This is a genomic window from Poritiphilus flavus (genome assembly GCF_009901585.1).
Lineage (GTDB): Bacteria > Bacteroidota > Bacteroidia > Flavobacteriales > Flavobacteriaceae > Poritiphilus > Poritiphilus flavus.
In genome coordinates, this window is sequence record NZ_WXYO01000002.1 from 479,804 (window position 1) to 497,370 (window position 17,567).

At 43.0% G+C, this 17,567-nt stretch carries 12 protein-coding genes; 1 reads left to right on the forward strand and 11 read right to left on the reverse strand.

What is annotated here, in order from left to right; all coding sequences use genetic code 11:
- Positions 1-267 precede the first annotated feature (267 nt).
- The 11 genes from GTQ38_RS05560 to GTQ38_RS05610 all read right to left on the reverse strand — a co-directional run bounded on the left by GTQ38_RS05560 (position 268) and on the right by GTQ38_RS05610 (position 16,330).
- A complete protein-coding gene (locus tag GTQ38_RS05560; protein WP_161434484.1) occupies positions 268-1,293 on the reverse strand; it encodes a LacI family DNA-binding transcriptional regulator in 1,026 nt (341 codons plus the stop codon).
- 12 nt (positions 1,294-1,305) lie between these two features.
- The gene (locus tag GTQ38_RS05565; RefSeq protein WP_317169043.1) at positions 1,306-2,292 is read right to left on the reverse strand and encodes a Gfo/Idh/MocA family protein; all 987 of its coding nucleotides are present in this window, start codon (positions 2,290-2,292) and stop codon (positions 1,306-1,308) included.
- A gap of 13 nt (positions 2,293-2,305) precedes the next feature.
- Positions 2,306-3,007, reverse strand: coding sequence for a phytanoyl-CoA dioxygenase family protein (locus tag GTQ38_RS05570; RefSeq protein WP_161434485.1), 702 nt, complete (start codon positions 3,005-3,007; stop codon positions 2,306-2,308).
- On the reverse strand, positions 3,004-4,146 hold the full coding sequence (locus GTQ38_RS05575; RefSeq protein ID WP_161434486.1) for a glycoside hydrolase family 26 protein: 1,143 nt from the start codon (positions 4,144-4,146) through the stop codon (positions 3,004-3,006). The genes GTQ38_RS05570 and GTQ38_RS05575 overlap by 4 nt, the downstream gene beginning before the upstream one ends.
- A 113-nt stretch (positions 4,147-4,259) precedes the next feature.
- Positions 4,260-5,858, reverse strand: coding sequence for a glycoside hydrolase family 43 protein (locus GTQ38_RS05580; protein WP_161434487.1), 1,599 nt, complete (start codon positions 5,856-5,858; stop codon positions 4,260-4,262).
- A complete protein-coding gene (locus GTQ38_RS05585) occupies positions 5,855-7,402 on the reverse strand; it encodes a sugar porter family MFS transporter (protein ID WP_161434488.1) in 1,548 nt (515 codons plus the stop codon). The genes GTQ38_RS05580 and GTQ38_RS05585 overlap by 4 nt, the downstream gene beginning before the upstream one ends.
- Before the next feature lie 180 nt (positions 7,403-7,582).
- Complete coding sequence (xylA, locus tag GTQ38_RS05590; RefSeq protein WP_161434489.1) at positions 7,583-8,908, reverse strand: xylose isomerase; 1,326 nt, start codon at positions 8,906-8,908, stop codon at positions 7,583-7,585.
- A gap of 141 nt (positions 8,909-9,049) precedes the next feature.
- The gene (locus GTQ38_RS05595) at positions 9,050-10,039 is read right to left on the reverse strand and encodes a glycoside hydrolase family 16 protein (protein WP_161434490.1); all 990 of its coding nucleotides are present in this window, start codon (positions 10,037-10,039) and stop codon (positions 9,050-9,052) included.
- A 186-nt stretch (positions 10,040-10,225) separates the two neighbouring features.
- Positions 10,226-11,677 (reverse strand): hypothetical protein, encoded by a 1,452-nt coding sequence (locus tag GTQ38_RS05600; protein WP_161434491.1) that lies wholly within the window; start codon positions 11,675-11,677, stop codon positions 10,226-10,228.
- A gap of 30 nt (positions 11,678-11,707) precedes the next feature.
- Complete coding sequence (locus GTQ38_RS05605) at positions 11,708-13,249, reverse strand: RagB/SusD family nutrient uptake outer membrane protein (protein ID WP_161434492.1); 1,542 nt, start codon at positions 13,247-13,249, stop codon at positions 11,708-11,710.
- A gap of 27 nt (positions 13,250-13,276) precedes the next feature.
- Positions 13,277-16,330 carry a SusC/RagA family TonB-linked outer membrane protein gene (locus tag GTQ38_RS05610; protein WP_161434493.1) on the reverse strand — a complete coding sequence of 1,018 codons (3,054 nt, stop codon included), beginning with the start codon at positions 16,328-16,330 and terminating at the stop codon, positions 13,277-13,279.
- 714 nt (positions 16,331-17,044) lie between these two features.
- Between GTQ38_RS05610 and GTQ38_RS05615 the strand changes: the two genes are divergently transcribed.
- Positions 17,045-17,506 (forward strand): VOC family protein, encoded by a 462-nt coding sequence (locus GTQ38_RS05615; RefSeq protein WP_161434494.1) that lies wholly within the window; start codon positions 17,045-17,047, stop codon positions 17,504-17,506.
- Positions 17,507-17,567 lie beyond the last annotated feature (61 nt).

The following is a 17,567-nucleotide window of genomic DNA, read 5'->3' on the forward strand; positions in this document are numbered from 1 at the left end:
AGTTGAAACAGCAGCAGTATCACCACACAAAAAGCTCCAAATATTAAAACGCTCCTTTTCATTTTTAACGCAAATTGCTTTTCGCAAAACCGGTTAATCTAAGGAGATTGGTTGTATTGGGATGCCTAACGTATCAACATGATTAAAATTCCTTGGCTATCAACCACCCCTAGAATGCGTTGGGTCTATGGACCGAATCTGAAGTTGGTTAGGAGACTTCCGAGAGCTAAGAAAGCCGGAAGTATTTCCAGGAAGGGGGTCGCGACTTTATTCCAATTTTAACGTAGAATCACGAACCACTAAACTCGTCCTTATCGTTTTTGTTTCAAAATGGTCATCTGAGTTTTTATTCTCGATCCTATCAATCAGTATTTTGGCAACCGTTTCTCCTATATACCTTCCATGCTGGCTCACCATTGTAATCGCTGGTGTCACGTACTTTGATAGCTCCCCATTGGTAAACCCTATTATGGATATGTCGTTAGGTACGTGGTACCCCCTGGATTTCACGATGCTCATCACTTTGACAGCCGTAATTTCGTCCAGGGCCATAATTCCATCAATCTGTTTATAATTTAATAAAAGGGATAATGTTAATTCCAGGTCTTCTTTAGCATCTGTGGCTTCAACCAGCTTATCATCAAAAGGAATGTTGTGCTCGGTCAACGCTTTTTTGTATCCCTCAATTCGCAATCTGCTTATTACAGAATCAACTATTGGGGTGACAATAGCGATTGTTCTACAACCCGTTTGGATAAAATATTTTGTTGCCTTATAACCAGCTTCAAAATCGTCCACGATCACCTTATCACAATCAATTAAGTTAGTTACCCGGTCAAACATTACCATTGGAATCTGATTTTCTGACAATTCCCTCAAATGTTGGGCATGATGTGGCAATTCATTCTCCTCAGCCGCAGAAGATATTATCACGCCATCCACGGAACCATTGCTTAGCAGTTCCAGAGTTTTGCTTTCCTTTTCCAAAGACTGATTGGTTATACACGTAATGATACTATATCCTTTCTCATCGGTTACTTTTTCAATTCCATATATGACCTGAACAAAAAAGTAATTCAAGATATTTGGGATTACCACCCCAATCGTTTTTGTATTTCTGTTTATAAGGTTTAGTGCTACTTTGTTCGGCCTATAATGATGTGCCTTGGCATATTCCTTTATTTCGCCTTTGAGTTTTTCACTTATTTCATAACTGTCATTAATAGCCTTTGAAACAGTGGATACTGAAACTTTAAAGTGTTTTGCGATGTCTTTAAGAGTCAACTTGGACATATCCGAAATACATTAGACCTCGAAAGGGTATTTAATACCTGAAATTAACCTAATCTCATCTACTATCCCTATGAGGTCAAGGGAGTTTTGATGGCTCCATTCAGCACTTTCTAACTTTTTGCTTCTTATGCATTTATGAACTTCCTCTATCTCATGGGCGAATCCCTTGCCCTTTGTTGGAAGTTCATAGATTTGGCTAGTACCATTTCTTACAATTTGGAAACCTTGTGTTTCGTGCCATATTGACCGAATAAATATTTCACCTTCTTCACCACATACTTTTGCCTTCATATCTGTGTTGTTCGCAAAACCGCTATACAGAACCGATTGTGCATTTTCATATTGAAATATCATTGATGTTTGAATTTCAGTTCCGCTTTTTAAGAACTGAGATCTTGCCAATATCTCCTTTGGTTTTCCCAGCAGCAAATAGCTCAAAAATACAGGATAAACACCCATGTCCATAAGGGAACCTCCGGCCAGATCTACATTTAATAAGCGGGATTGGGGATCTTCGTCCAGTTTATAGAAAGTGAATTCAGCACTAATGTACCTCAATTTGCCTATTTCCCCTTTGGAAACCAGTTCTTTGATCTTCACGATGGACGGATTGAACCTGCTCCAAAAGGCCTCCATAAAGAAAACCTTGTTTCTTTCAGAAGCTTCCACCATTTGCCTGGCTTCGGACTTGTTAATAGCAATTGGTTTTTCGCATAAGACATGTTTTTTGTGCTTCATGGCCTCAACGCTCAATGGACAATGGGTATGATGCAAAGTGGCAATATATACTACATCCACCTCGGCGTCTTTAAAAAGCTCCCGGTATGAAGCGTATGCCTTGGGATTACCAAAATCCCTTGCAAAGCTCTTTGCTCTTTCCATATCGGTCGAAGCCACGGCTACCAATTCCGCGTCTTTGATGAGTTTTAGATCTTCTGCAAACAATTTTGCAATTCGGCCCAGGCCAATAATTCCCCATTTTATCTTTTTGTCCATCATTAAGCCAGCCCCTTTAAGATCTTTCTTCTATCACTTCTGATGTTGAAAAGCGATACTTCATATTTCTATAGACGCAGACATCGGTGATGTCTTCAGGGGTACCTAGGGGAACTGCTCTAAAATTAGTGGAAATCCTATCCTTTTTTACCGGCATTACCCGATGAAAACAATGGCCGTGTAAAAAAACAACGGTTCCCTTCTTGGGTTGAAAGACCAATTGACCGTCTATATCCTCATGAGGCTTACCCACAGGAAGTATTCCTGCCTTATGTGCCTTGGGCATGATTACAATATCGCCACCCGTCTCATCAGTAATGTCATGTGTATACACCAGACGATTGAGATTGTATTTTAAGGGGTTATCCGGAGGACAATCCTGGTGCCAGGCCTGGCCCTTACTTCCCGCCTTTGAAAACATCATCATGCAATAGAGGTTATTCCATCCATCTTTGAGCAGGGCGTCCGTAATTCTATTAAAGATCTTATCCTTATCTATGCCGTCAAAACCACCCTGACCATCGCGATAAGGAAACCACGGAATAACTTCTACCGCGGATTTTGAGATAAACTCATCAGTATGTTCCCAATCCGGGTTAACACCGTAGTGCTGTAATATTTTATCATTGTAATTATCCATTAAAGCGTCGTCAAAAAACTTTTCAAAGATTACATACCCTTGTTCCCAAAAAGTGTTGTGGATTTTTTTGAAATTCATTTTCGCTGATTCTGGTTGTTGTTGTAAAGTCTGTCATACAAGTCCTTCGAAGACAAAATAAATGGAGCCTTTGAAGTACGTTCTATCCATCTGCTGCTAATGGATTCACTTAAGTGCAAACGAGCATCAATCCCTTTAAACGTGGGATTGTTCACCCACATGGGGTGCGAATCCCAGTGGCAATTAATATAGTGTACTGCCTTGACGACGTCAGCGTTTTCTTCAATGGCATCAAACAAGGGTAAGAACCATTTTTGCCATGCTTCTTCGGCTTGTTCCGGATTGCTTAATTGGGTCTCTTTGGTCAAGCCATACAATTTACCTCCGTAATCCGAGATGGTAGGGGTTGCCTCGGCTATAAAAACTGGTTTTCCTTTTTTTCGGGCAAACTCAAACATTTCAATTTCCTTCCATCGGTTAAAAAAGGACACTCCACACCAATCCACATAGTCGTCCCCGGGATACCAGCCTTCCAAATGCTCCTGACCTGAAATAAAACCGGTGGACTGCCAGACATATGCCGTATTTTCAACTCCCTTGTCCCGTAACTTATCTACTATTCTTTTATATGCTTTAATAGTGGTTTCCCTGTCATAATGGTTCCAGGGATCTCCATCAAATTCGTAGGCAATCCGCAGAAAAACAGGGCGCCTTCCCAGAGACAGTAAAAAATCTCCAAGCCTGTCTATAAAGACATCGTGGGTACCATCTGCCACCTTCTCTTCGTGGTCAACAAATTGGAGTCCTATGGCCATGGCCATATTTGAATAATCCGGGTCATTATGTTGCAAAGTGGCATTGTAGTCGTTGTCACCCCAATCATGGGTCTCAAACAGGCCATCCAAACCTTTCTGGGTACGTCCAAAGGAGTTTGCTCCCGGGTTTATGTTGGTATAGGTAGTCCATCCTGCTGGCTTTGCAAAATGATCAAGATAACCGTCATCGTATTTTTCAAGGCCACCAACAGCTTCCAATTCCTGTCCTACAAAAAGCAATACACCTTTTTTGGGTTCGAATTTGGCCAATGACCTTTGTGGGTTTTCTATTTCCGTGTGCAGTTCACTGCGGGATTCTTCCCTTTTATCCACGCAGCAAAGCAAAAGTACAAGACCAAAAAAGATCAATGCTGGTTTTTTCATGACTTAAATTTTTAATTTTTTCAGTGGGCTTGAACCCAAGATGACTTTAAAAGAATGAAACGATCATTCTAAAGTTTGCAAGATTGGTCTATGGGTGAGACCAAGGCTCACAGCTATTCTGTTTTGATTTCTTTATATGAAAACCATTTGAAATCCGCATAATGGCTGTTCATTGCCAGATCCTGACAGCACATTCCGACAAAACTCCCTGTAAAGGCCGGTCGATATCGGCTTCTTCCATTCCTGACGTGATCATCGGACAAGATGCTGGCATCAAGTACCTTCCCTATGGACATGAAATTTATCCCATCCGTGCTGTAATAAAACTGCAATTGATCCCGATTCATTTCACCGCGGATTACAATGGAATCAAAAGCGGTAATGTCTTTCAATTCATCTTGAAAGCTCATTTTATAATTGTCAGAAGAGAATACGCTCAAAAACTTTTTAGTGCCACTGGAATTTGCGGTTACACAGGCATAGTGGTAGTGGCCGGCATTGTAGTAAAATACAAGGCCTGCCATATGATGGATGTTTTTGGGATGAAATTCAAGTTCTGTAGAAACAACTACATGAAAATCCTGTATTCTCCTGGCCAGGAGACTTTGATTGTGCAAGGAGGTTAAGGACTCTTTCCCGTAGAGTCTCAAAAATCCCTTTCTTGCGGTAAGATCGCACCATTCGGATGAAACAGGAATTCTTAAGGACTGAAACTCAATAGGGATGCTGCCATTGTTGAAATGAACTTTTTCGTTGGATCCTTCAAAGACATATTCCGCTAGCCCGGACATAGGAATTTGCTCCCTAGGGATTCTACCGCCGCATTTCAGCCAGGGCCAACCATCTTTCCAGATTACCTCTTCAATGGCAGTTTCGCGACCTAAAGTGCAGTTCCCATGCGTGGACAGCGGTCTGCCCACCAAAAAAACCGCATACCAGTCTCCGTTTTGCGTCTGGACCAAATCGCCATGACCTGCTTTTTGTAGCACATTATTTGCATCTTCAGCTGCTGATATAAAGGGGTTTTCCGGATGGAACTCGTAAGGACCAAATATGGAGGTACTTCTACCTACGCTCATGGCGTGCCCATATTCTGTACCACCCTCTGCCAGGACTATATAATAATAATCGTCCCTTTTGTATAGATGTGGTCCCTCCGTCAGACCAAGATCAGTGCCTTTCGTTATGTAGTACACTTCTCCGATCAATTTTTTTTGAATTGGGTCGTATTCCTGCATTTCAATCCCACCAAAAAACCTGCCGTTTCGGTGATCTACCCGCATGCTTACAAACCATTTTTTTCCGTCCGTATCATGAAAGAGAGATCCGTCGAAACCCCGGGAAGTTAAATATATGGGTTCGCTCCAATCACCTAATATGTCAGTTGTAGTTACCATATAATTTGGCGTATCCTTCCATACTCCGTCAAAGGATTTCACATTGGTGAATACCAGGTAAAATACACCCTTGTCGTAGGTCAAACAAGGCGCCCATACCCCGCAGGAATCCGGGATACCTTTCATGCTCAATTGTGAAATACGGTTGAGGGGTCTTGCGACAAGTTTCCAGTTTTTGAGATCCCTAGAATGGTGGATTTGAACACCGGGGAACCATTCAAATGTGGAAGTCGCAATGTAATAATCATCACCTACCCGGCAAATTGACGGATCCGGATTAAAACCTCTTAATATTGGATTCTGTATTGCATTCATTTTTTTATCAATTCAGCTTCAAGTTCTTCCAGGGATTTTCCTTTGGTCTCTGGCAATATTTTGAATAGGATGAAAAACCCTATTAGTGCTATTATACCAAAAATCAGGAATGTCATTGCATTGCCAAGATTGGAAAGCTCCCAGGGAAATATTTGTTGAATCAACCAACTTGAGAAGGAGTTGACGAAACCGATGACCCCTATGGCCAATCCCCTGTATTTATTGGGATACATTTCGGAAAGCATAACCCACATTACAGGACCTAGTGAGAATGCAAAACAAGCGATAAAGCCCAAAATTCCGACTAACACCAAAGTAGCATTCATATCCGTGGCAGCCTCAAGTATCGCTCCCTCATTTTTAGCGTAGATCTGTGTCCCCAATGCTTCCTTCATCGCCCTTTTGAAATCAATATCACTTTCAAAAGTTTTACCCACTATTGTACTCAATTTAGATGGGTCCAGCGCGGATATGGAATTCACTTCTTCCTCGGTCAGTTGATATGTAGCTTTATTAAAGCCATAACCGCATAAAAGCATACTAAGAGCGATGCCCGCGATTCCGGTAAGCAATAGGGGGCGCCTGCCCATCCGATCAATAAGGAATATGGCCACAAAGGTAAAAACAACAGTTGTCAGGCTTAAAAGGACACCAGAGGCAAAGGCCGCGTTTGTGCCTATACCGGTTTGTTTAAAAATGGAAGTAGCGTAAAAATAGATCGCATTGATACCGGTGATTTGCTGCAATATTCCCAGGCTAAGTCCTACAAAAAAGATGAATCTTAGCCCCGGTTTTATCAATTCCCATATCCGGACCTTTTCTTTAGTACTTTCTTTGGTTATATTTTTTTCTATGGATTCGATTTCGGATTTGGCTTTTAGGGAGCCGTGCAGGTCTCTTAAAATAGACTTCGCTTCTTCGATCTTACGTTTTAGAAATAACCATCTGGGACTTTTTGGAACGAAGAAAAGCATGAAGAAATAGAGTAGGGCAGGGATCAGTTCCACACCCAGCATCCAGCGCCATACCGTTTCATCGGTCAAAAAACTGCTCGAGGAGGTATTGAGTTCATTCAAATAGTAATTGCACAAAAATGCGGCAAAAAAACCGAGCACAATATTCAATTGTTGGATCGATACCAGTTTGCCACGGTTTTCCGCACTGGAGATCTCCGCGATATAAGTGGGAGCCAAGATCAGGGCTGCCCCAAAGGCCAATCCCCCTATCATTCTTGCAATCCACAGCATATTGTAGGACAGGGCATAGGCGGATAGTACAGCAGAGAGTGCATATAAAAACGCTACCATCAACAGCACTTTTTTCCGACCCACAATATCACTTAACCTCCCGGAAATGAGCATGGCAATCATGGCCGCAAAGGATGGGGAACTGACCACCCAGCCGGATTGTATATCATTTAGGTCAAATTCTGGTCCGGCGTACGACATCACACCGGAAATAATTCCGGCGTCAAAACCAAAAAGAAATCCTCCCAGCGATACAACAAAGGCTATGAACCATGTCTTTTTTGAAGTTTTCTTCATAATTAAACTCCTATCCGGAAAAGTAAGATGTTAACAATTCAAAAGCCGCAATTAAAAATATAGAATGTACCACAACTATGTCATATAAGCTTTCCTTGACAAAAAGTCCCTTCAACGCAAAACTGAAGTAGCCCAGCTCTCGCCAAACTGAAATTACCGATATTCTTTCCATGTATTGCTTTAGATATACTGATTCAGGATGTTTTCGTACAGCTCCTGTTTTCCGCTAATTTGTTTTGGCTCTCCGGAAAGCTTGGCGTGATCATATAGATCGTTCAAAGACAAATTACCTCGTACAAAATCCAGCCCTTTACCCGAGTTGAACGATGCATATCGATTCTCCAGCAATGATCCATAGTTCGACCTTTGGATTATCGCTTCAGCAACTAATAATCCTCTGGCGAAAGTATCCGCTCCCCCGATATGTGCAAGAAAGATATCTTCCAGGTCAGTTGAATTTCGTCGGGTCTTTGCATCAAAATTTATACCTCCCCCTTGCAGGCCATCAGCTTTTAGGAACACCAGCATAGCCTCTGCCGTTTCCAGAACGTTGTTGGGAAACTGGTCTGTATCCCATCCATTTTGGTAGTCACCACGATTTGCATCAATACTGCCCAACATTCCTGCATTTGCCGCAACCTGCAACTCATGTTGAAAGGTGTGTTGCGCCAGAGTCGCATGATTTACCTCTATATTCAATTTAAAATCTTCTTGCAAGCCGTATTCACGAAGCGAATTTATAGAGGTGGCTGCATCAAAATCATATTGGTGCTTTGTGGGTTCCATGGGTTTGGGTTCAATAAAGAATGTCCCTTTAAAACCCTGGCCTCTTGCGTAATCCTTTGCCATATTTAAAAAGCGGCCGATATTCTCCTGTTCCAGTTTCATATTCGTGTTCAACAGAGACATATAGCCCTCTCGACCGCCCCAGAATACGTAGTTTTCGCCATTCAGCGCTATGGTAGCATCTATGGCGATTTTCACCTGAGCCCCGGAGTGTGCCACAACATTGAAATCAGGATTGGACGCGGCCCCATTCATATAACGAGGGTTAGAGAAGCAATTGGCGGTTCCCCAAAGAAGTTTTATTCCTGAATCCTTCTGCTTTTGTTTGAGGTAATCAACGATCTTATGGATTCTTTTTTCCGATTCGGAAAGTGTCTCAGCCTCATCCACCAGATCAAAATCATGAAAACAATAATAGTCAAAGCCCATTTTTGTGGCAAATTCAAAAGCGGCATCGGCTTTATCCATGGCAGCCTTGATCGGATCAGAGGAGGTAGACCAGGGAAATTGTTTGGTACCCGGGCCAAAAGGATCAGTTCCTGTTCCGCATAGGGTGTGCCAATAGGCCATCGCAAACTTAAAATGCTCCCTCATGGTCTTTCCCGCCACTTTTTGTTCCGGATTGTAAAACTTAAAGGCCATTGGATTGTCTGAATCCCTGCCCTCATAGGCTATCTCACCGATTCCCTTAAAAAATTCTTTTTCTCCAAGAAGTACCATATTAAAAAACTGTTTATTTATAATTTGTTCCGGTTCTTTTTTCTGCTATATGCCATCTGTTGCAGGCGCCTGTCCCAACTCATGTAACTGGCAGTAGATCTCAATACCATAAATCCTCAAACTATATTCCATTCGCCTCTCTTATTCCTCCTGAAAAACCCTGACATAGTCTATAATTAGTGAGTCCGGAAAATCTGCTGGCAAAGGGGATACATTGGGCAAATTGCCACCTACGGATAATGCAAAGACAAAATAAAAGGCATCGTTAAATGGGTAGGGTTGTCCATTGCCTTCGGTCGTCTCCGGAGTTATGGTATGATATGTCACGTCATTTACCAGCCAGGAGATTCTGTCTTGCTCCCATATTATGGAAAAAACGTAATAGGTTTCATCAAAAGGATCCCCGTTTACAGCGGGAAAGTCAACAGAATCAAAATTGTGGTTTGCCGGAAAATCCGTTCCATAGTGTGCAGTTCCCAAAATGTTATCGGCATCTTCGCCCAGGTACTCCACAATGTCAATCTCCCCACCACTGGGCCAGTAATCATCGGGGTTTTCTATGGTGTAGTCCTTATTAAGCATAAACAATGCCACCCAGGTTCCCGGGGCGGAAGGCATACTCGCCCGTATATCCACTCGTCCATACTGAAACTCGAAGGTATCATCCGTATGTATTCTGGATGAGGTATAGTTTTTTCCAGACACAAATTCATTAATGGCTGTTAAGATCAAATTGTCTTGCTCCAAATAAATGTTGTCCCTGCTGTTTGTAAAATACTGCTCTTCGTTATTTCCCCAATTGCAAAGGCCGGGACATCCGTCACCCAGATGGAAACCCCATTTGGTGGTATCCAGTTCATTTCCATCAAATTCATCGGACCATACCAAGGTATAACCGGAGTACTCAGGCGGTGTGGTATATCCTGTTGTGGGAATTCCTAAAGGCTCTTGAGGCTCACATGCTTTGGAGCAGCTTCCTCCGCAGTCTACATCCGTCTCATCGCCGTTCCGTACATTATCAAAACAGGAAGCCTCAAGTACTATCGGTTCATTGGACCCGTCAGACGAACACTGTACCAACAAAAGCCATATAAAAAGATAGGCCAGGCTGTTTATCTTGTATGCAACCATCTAGTTCTTTATGTTATAATTTGCGATCACCGTCTTCTGGTGTTATAGGATCTCAAAAAATTAAGGAGAAGCGCGTAAAATGGTAACTTCTCCCTAATCCCAAAGAAAAATTAACTAAACAAATTTGTTCTTTCTCTCTTCCCATTGGGAGTAAAGCTGTTCTTCTCCAATGGTTTGCTACTGATCTTATTCCATTAGCGGAACAAAGTCCCGAATGTAAAACTCACCTTCCTCCACATGTCCAAATCCACCAAAACGCAAAGTGTAATTATCATAGGTATCATTGTCTGGTAGCAGTGTGGTGCCGTCTGCCGCTGATAAGGCTGTAGTACCGTCAAATTCTAGGGTTACCCATTTATCAAAATCCGAAGGGTCTATCGTCACTGCAATGATGGTCCATCTTTGGAAGAAATTGCCATCAACATTATCATGTAATATTAATTCTACCAGGGGTTCCAGATTTCCGGAAAAGTCGTTGGTCGAAGGTATGTATACATCCAGGCTGAATTTGTTATAGACCGAAAAGTCGATCGTTTCAGCTTGTGGCAGGAACTTAAAGTCTTCAAAACCGCCGAAGGGTCCGTTTTCAGGTCTTAGGATACGTGTTACCGCATCGGTACTGCCAGCGGGGTCAGAAACTCTGTAAGTGGGGACCACGCCCTGTTGATCCGTTGGACGCGGCAGCAGATCAAGTCCGGATTCCGCATCACCGGTCTCAAAGGTATAGAAGAAGGGTAGCCCGGAACCGGCTAAGGCATCGGCCCTGGGGGTTCCGTCCGCAATAAATGATGTGACGGCCTGTAAATCACGAACAAAGAATTCCCCTGCTTCCGGATGACCACTACCGCCAAAGCGCAAGGTAATGTTATCATAAGTAATATTATCACTTAAAAGTGTGCCGTCATTAGCCGAAACGGCATTGGTTCCATCGAACCTTAAGGTAACCCAGGAATCAAAATCCGATTCCTCCATGGTCAGTGGTAAAATCGTCCATCGTTGGAAAAAATTACCATCGATATTATCGTGCAGTATCACTTCAACCATGGGCTCAAGGTTACCGGAAAAATCATTACTGGATGGGATGTATACATCCATAGTGAACTTGTTATAGGAAGAAAAGTCAATGGGGTTTGGTTGTGGCTGGAACTTAAAATCCTCAAAGCCACCAAAGGGCCCGTTCTCCGGCCTCAATATCTGACCTACCAGTCCGTCACCTCCTGCAGGATCAGCAACACCTAAATTAAAAGTAACTCCCTGGGCGTTCTGAGGCAGGGGAAGTAAGTCGCGCCCTGATGCAGCATCGTTTGCCTCAAAAGTAAAGAAATAAGGTGAAGTTGAATTTTGCAACTCATCAGCCCTTGGTGTTGGAATACAGACTTCACAGGGTCCGCCACAATCAATTCCTTCTTCTCCTTGATTTTGTATTCCATCGCTGCATGAGGGACAGGCTACACCAGATCCGCCACCACAATCGATCCCTTCCTCATCCAGATTTTGAATACCGTCTACATAGGACGGCAAAACTTTGTCAAGATCATCAAAAAGCTTTTCCTCCTCACAAGAAATGAACATAATGAGGATCAAAATTGCACTTATCCACCCTCCAGTGGACTGTAAGGTTTTAGTCTTTGTTTTCATCTGTCCTGTATTATTTTTGGTCCTCATATATCAATATCCGGGGTTTTGTTCTAGCATCCCTTGCGGGTAAGTGTCTATTTCCTGTTGTGGTATGGGCAAAAGCAAATCACGGGGGGACGAAAAGTCCGTTTTTCCTATTGCTTGAAGCGCAGGTCCGATTACCCCGCCTCCGTCCAAATTCTCCCAACGAACCAAATCCGTGAAACGATTCCATCCCTCGGTAGCCAATTCCCTGCGTCGTTCATCGCGGACACCTTGAATGGTATAGGCGGGTGCCGCGAGATTTCCCGGTCCATATGCCCGGTCTGTGATCTGTTGAAACGAGGCTTGTCCATCACCCCCTCCTCCCATCAGGGAAGCTTCCGCATGCATTAACAAAACTTCTGCGTAACGCAATATTTTTTCGTTGAGGGGAGATCCCTCAACATTCAATAGTTCTTGTACCTCTTCAAAGGTCAGGAAGTATTTTTTCGCTCCGGTGTTCACCCCTATGGCATAACCAAAATTGTCAGGTACCGGGTCAAACCCAAGAGTTGCCAATCCTGGAGAGTTCAAAACCTGACCGGGCAATAAAAAGGTTGCTGCCTTCCTCTGGTCGCTATCATCAAAAAAGTCGACCAGATCCTGACGGGGGATAAAATTGTTGAAAGAAGGATACGTACCCGAAAGAAAAGGGAAGGACCATCGCCACATCGCGGAGCCTTCCTGTTGTTGGTTCGTATTGACGAATCCACCGGCGAAAAGACCGTCCTGGTAATTGATCTCGAACAGCGATTCGGGTCCAAATTCGGATGTTTGCAAGAAATTGTTTCTAAAATCCTCTTCAAGGCTGTATACTCCCTGATTCATTACCCGCTCTGCACTTGTCACGGCGTCAGACCATTTTTGTTGATACAGATAGACTTTGGTCAAAAGCCCCAAAGCAGCTCCGGAAGTAGCAGAACCCTGTACTCTTTCTCCGCCTTTATCCGGCAGTACGTTGGCTGCCGCCTGTAGATCCGATTCTATTAAAGCATACACCTCCGCGGCGGTAGAACGCGGTTTAAAGATCTCTTGTTCGGAAGACGTAATAGGTTCCTCAAATAATGGCACACCACCCCATAGTCGTACCAGTTCAAAATAATACAGGCCTCTTAAAAATCTGGCTTCTCCGACGATTTGTTGCTGAAGACCATCAGTCTCATAATTATCAAAGTTCTCCGCAAGCTCAATAGTGAAGTTGGCTCTGCCCACTGCCCGATACCATTTACTCCAAAGTGCAGCCACCGATGGCAAAGAGGGAATTATAGTACTAAACTGATCCCATTGTGCTCCAATAGCCCAAAAACTTGCGGATTGGGAATGAAGGTCGTCTGCTCTTACACCCTGCGAAAGTAGCGGAAAAGTATTCTGACCCAGAACCGATTGCCATTGCAGGGGGTCATAGGCGGCATTCAGACTCGCTAAAACATCCTCTTCAGTATTAAAAGCAGTATCTGCGTTGATTTCGGTTACTGGCTCTAAATCATCTATTTCCGCACATGAAGCGAACAGAACTACGACGGTAATAAGAATTAATCTGTTAATGTACATCACGAATATATTTTGGGTTTTGGATGATTAAAAATCAATATTAAGTCCAAGAATGAACTGCCTGGCTTGAGGGAAAAACCCCTGGTCGATACCAATATTTAAAGGTGATCCGGTGTTATTCTGACCGATCTCAGGGTCTATGCCATTGTAATTTGTAAGGACAAACAGGTTCTGACCGGATACGTAGAGTCTCAGCCTCTTTAGTCCCAGGCGATCGATCACTTCTTCAGGAAGACTATACCCCAGGGAGACATTTTTCATTTTGAGATAACTGCCATCCTGCACGTGAAAATCCGATATCAATTGCTCGCCGTTTGGGGAGGCGCTGACAACAATATTCCTTGGTGCACCCGGTTCAGTAATATATGCTGCGGGCCTGTTGGTTCCCAATGCATCATATCTGATGGTGGCATCAAATATGTCGTTACCTAAGGTCCCGGACATAAAAGCGGAAAGATCAAATCCCTTATAGTTCATACCCAAGGTGAGACCTACGGTAGCATCCGGATTGGGATCGCCAATTATGGCCTTATCTCCGTCGTCCGGGCTCAATTGGTTGTTGCCACTGTCGTCCAGGTCGGCAAAAATCAGGTTTCCCTGTGCATCCACTCCTTCGACCACAAAACCATAGAAACTGGCTATGGGGTCCCCTACCTGAGTCCTTGTGGCGAAGTCATTGAACTGTGGGGTTAACTGGGCGCCGGGAATAAAGGAGGTTTCCCCTAAATCCGTGACTTCGTTCTTATTCAAACCCAAATTCGCCCCTATATTCCATCCGAATCCACTTTCGTAGTTTTCCCGATATGAAACCAGGACTTCAAAGCCGCGATTCTCCACAGAACCTGTGTTTTCAATTGCCGGATTCAAGCCGGAGGTCAGGGGAGTGGTGGCTCCCAGCAAAATATCCGAGGTCTCTTTAATGTAATAATCCAGGGTAATACCCAGCTTATTGTCAAGCGCGTTAATATCCAGACCAACATTGAACTGGGTTAACTCTTCCCAGCCCAATACGGGATTGGAAAGACTGGTCAGTGCGATTCCGGGCTGACCGGCATAACTGGTTTGGGTATTTACTGTGGCGGCGTATGCAAAGGGAGAGGAAGATTGGTCGTTGCCACTTATACCCCATGCCCCCCTTAGCTTCAATAAATTAATGGCTTTGGAATCCGTCAAAAACTCCTCTTCCGAAATCACCCATCCCGCAGAAACTGCAGGAAACCAACCTACTCTGTTGTCCGGACCAAAACTGGACGAATTATCCCTCCTCAATACCGCACTGAAGAGATATTTCTCTTTAAAATTGTAATCTATTTTTCCAAAAAATGATTCAATATTTCTTGGAAAAGTAGTTCCGGGTACGACAGTCGCATCCGTGATATCTTCCGAAAGGGCGAAGTTTACTTTATCAAAATCATTGGTGAGAAAAGACCCGGTGTCGTTGATAATATCACCACCAATGAAGGTAGTTTCCACTGCTTCGTATCCTAAAAGGACATTTAGATTGTGATCTTGATTTAAAAACCTGCCAAAATCATATTCAATAGTACCTCCCCACTGCCTGTTTTGTTGACGACTTTTAATTTCTGTATAATTGACAAAAGGAGAAGTGTTGAACTGCTGTTCCGGTTGCACCAGAAGTGGCGTAAAACTTCGATTAAAAATAAAATTACTAAAGGCCCCATACCATCCCCTGAATCTGAGATTATCCGTTAGGTCATAATTAAGTGAAAGGTTGAGGTTGGTAGCATCCTGAGTTGCTTCATTGTTACTTATCGCAATGGAGAACAGGGGATTTGTAACAGCCCCCAGACTATTTATCGGGACTCCATTTGCAACAGGTGTTCCACCATTGATGAAGGGATTAAAGAAGTTACCCTCTTCGTCAAATGCGGGATAAATAGGGGGTAGGGCATTGATGAAGCTGCTTATTCCAACACCCGCGCCTCCCGTATTTTGGGGAATTGTAAAGCGTTCAGAGAACTGATATTGAGCGGAAGCATCGAGTGTAATCTTATCGGTCAGATCAATGCTGAGTGAAGCCCTGATGTTCCTTCTGTTGAACTCAGACTTTCCTTCTCCTCCCAAGATGCCCTCCTGATCAAAAAAACCGCCGGACAGGGAATATGAAAGTATATCTGTGCCGCCGACAACAGATCCGTATACGTTTTGTATGAGCGCATCATCGAAAACCACATCATACCAATCTGTATCTGGTAATAAGGCCCTTTCCGCATCGGTAAATGCACCTCTGAATCCGGGCGCGGTATTTCCGTTTACAGCCTCAACACCTTGATTGTAGTATTGCAAATATTGGTCCCTGTTCATCAAATTAGGCTTATTGAACAGGCTTTGGACACCGTAAAAAGTATTTATGGAAACCTGTGGCTTCATGTCCCTTTTTTGTCCTTTCAAAGTTTCTACCAGAATTACACCGTTACCTCCTCTTGAACCGTAGATAGCCGTTGAAGCTGCATCTTTCAAAACAGTTTGGGATACAATGTCGTTGGGATTTAAGAAGCTTAAGTTAGGCACCTGAATACCATCCACAATAAAGAGTGGATTAGAGTTGTTCGGTGTTCCAATTCCCCTTACTCTAACGGTCTGAGGGGAACCCGGAGATCCGGAGTTCTGCTGAACAACAACCCCCGGAATAGTTCCTTGCAAGGCTGCCTCAGCCTGTGATATAGGAAGTTGTTTTATGGTCTCGGATTTTACCGTTGCAACGGCCGTGGTCACCAAACGCTTATTTTGGGTCTGGCCGTAACCAATGATCACTACTTCATCAAGACTTTGCGCATCCTCTGCCAAAACAATACTCAGATCGTTCCTGCCGTTCAATGAGCTTTCCTGTGTGGCATATCCTATATAGCTTATCACAAGAATTGCATTGGAATCTGATACTTCTATGGTAAAATTTCCGTCGAAGTCCGTTTGGGTTCCATTCTGTGTTCCTTTCTCTAAAACCGTGGCTCCTGGTAGTGGCCCACTTGCGTCTCTTACGTTTCCAGTAATCGTTTGGGCATTTAGACTTGGCATCAAGGTCAGGAGTAGGATGGCGAGGCTAAAATATTTTGCGATCATACTTTAGAATATTTTGATTATTACTGCTTGAGTTGTTTGTAAAAGGATGGGCAGGTAGCTCCTATTTTGCAGTCTAAAATTATTTGATAGCTATGGCCTCTTACGACATTTTAACAATTCAGGGAGATGGCAGACCGTGTTAGCGAGAGTGGAATAGATAAATATTAAAAGGACTTAAAAATTTGATAATCAAGTGTTTAAATCTTAAGATCACAATCGTCGAAATTCTTACGAAAACGGTTTCGTAAATTTTCGTGATATCGCCTGACTTTTTGTTGAAATCGCAATGATCCGTAAAAAAAAATGTGCTTTTTTGATTATTTTGAAGAAGGACAGAGAATTCGTCAATAATTAGTTCAAAAGAATCATTGTTGCACGCTTGGAACCGGATATATAGAAAGTAAATAGCATTTTGAATGCTAAACATTTTTTGTGAGACTTAGAGATGTTTATTGGGGCGAGATGGTCAAGTTTTGGGTGTTCTGAGAAATTAGAATACAAGCTTCAAACTATTTTATTGCGGTTTTTATAATGATAAATTGTTTTCCCAATTTATAAGATACCTTTAGAAGATTTAAAGCAAAGATTTACCTGAACATTCATATTCCCAAAGCATCATACGCTTTTCGTATTTTGTAGTGCTTTAATAAATACCGGGACCAGAGGTTGGTTAGACCGTTTCTGGAATAGAACATCAATGAAAATAAAGTATCCATGATAAAAGGACTATACGAAACCCATTTGTATGTGGAAGACCTTGAGCGATCCGTGAAATTCTATACGGACAAAATGGAGTTGCAGCAGTGTCATTATGAAGCGGAAAGGCGGGCGGCATTTTTCTGGATTGGAAAACCGAAACAATTTATGCTGGGTTTATGGGAAAAACCAAAAGCGGAAATAGATATACGGCATTTTGCATTTGCATGCGAGCCAGACTGGGTTTTAAACGAATCCGTCAATTTCCTAAAAGACAGGAATATTAAGCCCAGAAACTTTTTTAATGACGGAACGGAAAGGCCCATGGTTTTTGCCTGGATGCCTGCAATAGCCATCTATTTTGACGATCCGGACGGGCATGTTCTTGAATTTATCGGGATACTGGAGGGCGAATCAAAACCTGAAAACGGCATCATTTCCTATGAGCAATGGAAGGAATTGGAATCTCAGACAGGCTAGGGGTATAGCAGTGATGATTCCGATATAAAAGGCAAATTACGGAAAATGCTTACAACCCCTG